General features: G+C 70.3%; 5 protein-coding genes and 1 pseudogene. 5 read left to right on the forward strand and 1 reads right to left on the reverse strand.

Annotation, left to right across the window (positions count from 1 at the left end; genetic code table 11):
- The first annotated feature begins 46 nt into the window (after positions 1 to 46).
- Both KIT86_RS23860 and KIT86_RS23865 read left to right on the forward strand, forming a co-directional pair.
- Positions 47 to 2,065, forward strand: a complete 2,019-nt coding sequence (locus tag KIT86_RS23860) for an acetoacetate--CoA ligase (RefSeq protein ID WP_297403036.1) — start codon at positions 47 to 49, stop codon at positions 2,063 to 2,065.
- A gap of 51 nt (positions 2,066 to 2,116) precedes the next feature.
- Positions 2,117 to 3,097 carry a tripartite tricarboxylate transporter substrate binding protein gene (locus tag KIT86_RS23865; RefSeq protein WP_297403038.1) on the forward strand — a complete coding sequence of 327 codons (981 nt, stop codon included), beginning with the start codon at positions 2,117 to 2,119 and terminating at the stop codon, positions 3,095 to 3,097.
- Positions 3,098 to 3,115: 18 nt separating this feature from the next.
- Here KIT86_RS23865 and KIT86_RS23870 read toward each other — a convergent pair whose 3' ends face one another.
- A complete protein-coding gene (locus KIT86_RS23870; protein ID WP_297403041.1) occupies positions 3,116 to 4,723 on the reverse strand; it encodes an iron ABC transporter permease in 1,608 nt (535 codons plus the stop codon).
- 77 nt (positions 4,724 to 4,800) lie between these two features.
- Between KIT86_RS23870 and KIT86_RS23875 the strand changes: the two are divergent.
- From KIT86_RS23875 to KIT86_RS23885, 3 genes and pseudogenes are all read left to right on the forward strand, one after another.
- A pseudogene (locus KIT86_RS23875) lies at positions 4,801 to 5,286 on the forward strand (ABC transporter ATP-binding protein); the annotation flags it as partial.
- Positions 5,287 to 5,322: 36 nt separating this feature from the next.
- Complete coding sequence (locus tag KIT86_RS25245) at positions 5,323 to 5,532, forward strand: hypothetical protein (RefSeq protein WP_367185465.1); 210 nt, start codon at positions 5,323 to 5,325, stop codon at positions 5,530 to 5,532.
- A partial coding sequence (locus KIT86_RS23885; RefSeq protein ID WP_297403043.1) for an ATP-binding cassette domain-containing protein occupies positions 5,529 to 5,966 on the forward strand: 438 nt, incomplete at its 3' end. The genes KIT86_RS25245 and KIT86_RS23885, both read left to right, overlap by 4 nt.

The raw sequence follows: 5,966 nt of genomic DNA on the forward strand, positions 1-5,966 counted from the left end.
GAAGGGCTCTTTGCGTACCGTGGCGGCTTCGAACAGGAGACAAGACGTGAGCACACCACCCACGGCGAACGCCGCCGCCCCCCTGGACACGCTCTGGACGCCGAGCGCACAAGACGTCGCTTCGAGCCGACTGGCGCGTTACGAGCGCTGGCTCGCCGAGCAACACGGACTGCATTTCGACGACTACGCGGCGCTGTGGCAATGGTCGGTGCAACACCTGGACACCTTCTGGCGCAGCATCTGGGACCACTTCGAGGTGCTGGCGGACGGCTCCCCCGAAACCGTGCTCGCCAGCCGCGAGATGCCCGGGGCGCGCTGGTTTCCGGACACCCGGCTGAACTACGCGGAGCACGTCTTTCGCCAGGCCAGCGCCCTGCGGCCCGCGCTGGTGGTGCGCACCGAAGGTTCGGAAGCGATCGAGGTGTCCTGGGCGGCGCTGCGCCAGATGACGGCGGCGTTCGCGGCCGTCCTGCGCGAGCGCGGCGTGCGCCCGGGCGACCGCGTGGCGTCCTACCTGCCGAACCAGGCCGAGACCGTGGCGGCCTTCCTGGCCTGCGCCAGCCTGGGCGCCATCTGGTCGAGCTGCGCGCCCGACATGGGACCCTCGGTGGTGTTCGACCGCCTGAGCCAGATCGAACCCAAGGTGCTGCTGGCCACCGACAGCTACCGCTACAACGGCAAGGTGCACGACCGCCACGACACCGTGGAGCAGCTGCTCGCGCGCCTGCCCAGCGTGCGCACCGTGGTGCACCTGCCTGGCCCGCTGGCGGCCGAACGCACCGTGGCCTGGCGCGACCGCCTGGCATGGGACGCCGCGATGCGGCAGCACCCCGACGCCGAACTGCGTTGGGAGCGCCTGCCCTTCGACCATCCGCTGTGGATCGTCTATTCCTCCGGCACCACCGGCCTGCCCAAGGCCATGGTGCACGGCCACGGCGGTGTGGTGCTCACCCACCTCAAGACACTCGCGCTGCAGCACGACCTGCGCGAGGGCGACCGCATGCTCTTCCTGGGCGGCACCGGCTGGATCGTCTGGAACCTGCAGATCGGCGGCCTGCTCACCGGCGCCACCACCGTGCTCTACGACGGCAACCCTGCCTGGCCCGACGACGAAGCGCTCTGGCGCTTCCTGGACCGGCAAGGCGTCACGCTGTTCGGTTGTGGCGCGGCCTTCCTCATGAACTGCATGAAGCGCGGCCTGCGCCCGCGCGACTTGGCCGCCCTGCCGGCGCTTCGCGCGATCAACTCGACCGGCTCGCCGTTGTCCATCGACGCCTACCACTGGGTCTACGACGCGGTGAAAAGCGACCTCTGGCTGGCCTCCATCAGCGGCGGCACCGACATCGCCTCGGGCTTCGTGGCCTGCGCGCCGGGCCTGCCCGTGGTGGCCGGCGAGATCCAGTGCGCCGAGCTCGGCGTGTCGGCCCAGGCCTTCAACGACTCGGGCCAACCGGTGCTGGACGAGGTCGGCGAGTTGGTGATCACGCAACCCATGCCCTCCATGCCGCTGTACTTCTGGAACGACGCCGACGGCCAGCGCTACCGCGAGAGCTACTTCGACACCTTCCCCGGCGTCTGGCGCCATGGCGACTGGATCCGCTTCACGCCACGCGGCAGCGCCGTCATCTACGGCCGCTCCGACAGCACCATCAACCGCTTTGGCATCCGCATGGGCACGGCCGAGATCTACCGCGTCGTCGAGGAAATGCCCCAGGTGCGCGACAGCCTGGTGGTCGACCTGGAGTACCTGGGCCGGCCGTCCTTCCTGCCGCTGTTCGTCGTGCTGCAACCGGGCGCCGTGCTGGACGACGCGCTCAAGGCGGCCATCGCCGCACAGATCCGCACCAAGGCCTCGGCGCGCCACGTGCCCGACGCGATCTACCTGGTGGACGAGATTCCACGCACGCTCACCGGCAAAAAGATGGAAGTGCCGGTGCGCAAGCTGCTGCTGGGCACGCCGCTGGAAAAAGTGGCCAGCCCCGACGCCATGGTCAACCCGCGAAGCCTGGATTTCTTCGTGGGGCTCGCCCTCGAACTGAACCAGCCGGGCACCGCACCCGCCTGAGCGCCTCTGAGCGCCGGACCTTTCCCCATGTCAACAAAGGAGACAACCAGCATGATGCAACGCCGCCAACTCACCCGCCTGGCCATTGCCCTGGGGGCCTGCCTGGGCCTCGCGCCCGCGATGGCCCAGCCGGCCTACCCGGGCAAGCCAATCACCATCGTCGTGCCCTTCGTGCCCGGCGGCCCGGTGGACGTGATGGCGCGCACCCTGGGCGACGCACTGGGCAAGTCGCTGAATGTGCCGGTGGTGATCGACAACCGCGCCGGCGCGGGTGGCAACATCGGCAGCCAGCACGTGGCCAAGGCCCCGGCCGACGGCTACACCCTGCTGATGGCCACCGGCAGCATCCTGAGCATCAATGAAGCGCTCTACCCCCGCCTCGGCTTCGATCCCGGCAAGGACTTCGCGCCGGTCTCGCTGGTGGGCGACATGCCGCTGATCGTCACTGTCAACGCCTCGGTGCCGGTGAAGAACGTGGCCGAACTGGTGGCGCAGGCCAAAGCCAGGCCCGACAGCCTGCTGCTGAGCTCGCCGGGCAATGGCACCACGCCGCACCTGGCCACCGAACTGCTCAAGCGCGAAGCCGGTGTGACCCTGGTGCACGTGCCCTACAAAGGTGGCGCCGAGTCGGCCACCGCCATCCTGTCCAACCAGGTCACCGGCGGCATCGAGTCCCCGCCCGCCGTGCTGCCGCACATCCGGGCAGGCAAGATGCGCGCCCTGGCCATCGCCGGCCCGCAGCGCCTGGACAGCCTGCCCGACGTGCCGACCACGACCGAAGCGGGCCTGCCCGGCCTGCAGATCGTGAGCTGGTTCGGCCTGGTCGCACCGGCAGGCACGCCGGCCGCGGTGATCGACAGGCTCAACCGGGAGACGCTGGCGGCGCTCAAAAGCGACGACGTGAAGGCGCGCTTCGAACGCCTCTCGATCCGCCCCATGGGCAGCACGCCCGCCGCCCTGGCCACGCTGGCACAGCAGGACCGCGTGAAGTGGGGCGAGATCGTCAAGGCCTCCGGCGTGCGCCTGGACTGAGCGCGCGGCCAGCGCCCTTCAACGCGAACGCAGGGTGCGGCTGAGCAGGATCACCGGCACCAGGCCCACCAGCACCAGGGTGAGCGCCGGCAGCGCTGCCTCGCCCAGGCGTTCGTCGCGCGCAAGCTGGTAGGTCACCACCGCCAGGGTGTCGCTGTTGAAGGGCCGCAGCACCAGGGTGGCGGGCAGCTCCTTCATCACGTCCACGAACACCAGCAGGGCGGCCGCGGCCGTGGAGCGCTTGAGCAGCGGCCAGTGCACACGCACCGCCAGGCCCAGGCCGGTGGTGCCGAGCATGCGGGCCGAGTCGTCGAGGCTGGCGGGAATGCGCGCATAACCGCTCTGCAGCGATTGCAGGGCCACGGCGGTGAAACGCACGAGGTAGGCCCACACAATGCCGAGCGCGGTGGCGGTGACCCAGTAGCCCACGCTGGCCTGGGGCCACAGGGACTGCACCCAGCCCACCGGCAGCAGCAGGCCCACGACGATCACCGCGCCAGGCACGGCATAGCCCAGGCTCACGAGCTGCACCACGCTGCGCGTGAGCTGGCCCGGCCGGGCGCGCAGCGCGAACGCCAGCGCCAGCGCAATCACAGTCGTCAGCGCCGCCGCCAGGCTGGCGAGCCACACGCTGCTGCGCGACCACTGGAGGAAGGACGTCCAGGGCAGATCGTCCCACCCCCCGATGAGCGGGCGCAACATGAAAAGCACCGGCAGCACGAAGCCAAAGGCGATGGGCAGCACGCAGACCAGCACAGCACCCGCGGCGCGCCCGCCATGCAGGCGCGTGGGCTGGGCTTCGGCGCTGCCGGCGCGCTGGCCGCGCAGCGTGGCGAAACGCAGCCTGCGCTGGGCGCGGTGTTCCAGCCACAGGAGCAAGGCCACCAGCGCCAGCAGCATGGTGGCAAGCTGGGCCGCGGCCATGCGGTTGTCCATCGCGAGCCAGGCCTTGTAGACGCCGGCCGTGAAGGTCTGGATGCCGAAATAGCTGGCCACACCGAAGTCCGCCAGTGTCTCCATCAGCGCCAGCGCCACGCCCGCGGCCACGGCCGGGCGCGCCAATGGCAGCGCCACTTCACGGATGCGCCGCGCCAGCGGGGCGCCCAGCAGGCGCGCGGCTTCCATCAGCTGGGCCGCACGCTCGGCCAGCGCGGTGCGCGCCAGCAGGTAGACGTAGGGGTAGAGCGAGAAAGTGAACACCCAGACCGCGCCCGGCGTGCTGCGCACCTCAGGCAACAGACGCCCGGACAGGCCGAAGGTCTCGCGCAGCCCCACCTGCAAGGGACCGCTGAACTGCAGGAAGTCGGTGTAGGCATAGGCCACCACATAGGCCGGCATGGCCAGCGGCAGCAGCAGCGCCCACTCAAAGAAACGGCGGCCGGGGAACTCGAATAGCGTGACCGCGCTGGCCGTGACCATGCCCACCACCGCCACGCCCACCGCCACACTCGCACACAGCACCAGAGTAGTGAGCGCATACTCGGGCAGCACGGTCTGGGCCATCTGCGAGAGCACGTCGCGCGCGGCGGCATCGAACTCGAACCAGGACGCGCCCAGCGACAGCACCGGCAGCGTGAGCAGCAGCGCAAGCAGGATCAACAGGGCCGGAGCCAACCAACGCAACATGGGCAGGTTTCAGGTGAAAGGGCCATCGACCCGCGTCAACACAAATGAGAATTGTAGTTATCTAGAATATCCCGACTATGTTCCTGAACGTCTCACAACTCAGCGTGCGGTACGCGGGCCAGTCCCAAGCCGCGGTGGACGGCGTCTCGCTGGGGCTGCGCGCAGGCGACATCGGCGTGCTCATCGGCCCTTCCGGCTGCGGCAAGACCACCCTGCTGCGGGCGGTCGCCGGCCTGGAGCGGGCCAGCGGCGGCAGCATCACGCTCGACGGCGAGACCGTGAGCGACAGCCAGCACCACATGCCGGCCGAGCAGCGCCGCATCGGCATGGTGTTCCAGGACTACGCGCTGTTTCCCCACCTCGACGTGGGCCGCAACATCGCTTTCGGCATCGAACGCCTGCCGCGCGCCGAGCGCGAGGCGCGCGTGGACGAGGTGTTGCGCCTGGTCGGCCTGGCGGGCATGCAGGCGCGCTTTCCGCACGAGCTCTCGGGCGGCCAGCAACAACGCGTGGCGCTGGCCCGCGCCCTGGCGCCGCGCCCGCGCCTGCTGCTGCTCGACGAGGTGGCCGCCGGGCTGACCGAGTCCGAGGTCGACGCGATGGCCCAGCTGATCCGCCGTCTGCGCGACGAGCTCGACCTCACGGTGATCTGGATCGAACATGCCGTCACCACGCTGCTGCGCTGCGTGGAGCGCGTGATCGTGCTGCACCAGGGCCGCAAGATCGCCGACGGCACCCCGGCCGAGGTGGTGCGCCATGCCGAGGTGATCGAGGCCTACCTCGGCGACGAGATGGTCGGGACGGCATGAAGAACGACATCGAACACGCGCTCGACACCCGGCTGGCGCACCTGCGGGTCGAGGCGCTGAGCGCCGGCTACGGCCCCTTCCTCGTGCTGCGCGAGCTCACGCTCGAGGCCCGGCCGGGGCTCACCGTGATCCTCGGCCCCAACGGTGCCGGCAAGACCACGCTGCTGAAGGCGATCAACGGCCTGATCCCGCGCGGCGGGCGGATGACGCTCGACGGCGAGCTGCTGCCGCGCGACACCAAGACCAGCGAGCTGGTGCGCCGCGGCATGGCGCTGGTGCCCGAGGGCCGTCAGCTGTTCCCGCAGATGACGGTGCGCGAGAACCTCGAGCTCGGCGGCTGGCTCGTGCCCCAGGCCGGGCGCGGGGCGCGGCTGCAGGCCGTGCTGCGCGACTTTCCCAAGCTGGCCGAGCGCATCGGCCAGCTGGCCGGCACG

Source organism: Hydrogenophaga sp. (assembly GCF_026125825.1).
GTDB lineage: Bacteria > Pseudomonadota > Gammaproteobacteria > Burkholderiales > Burkholderiaceae_C > Hydrogenophaga.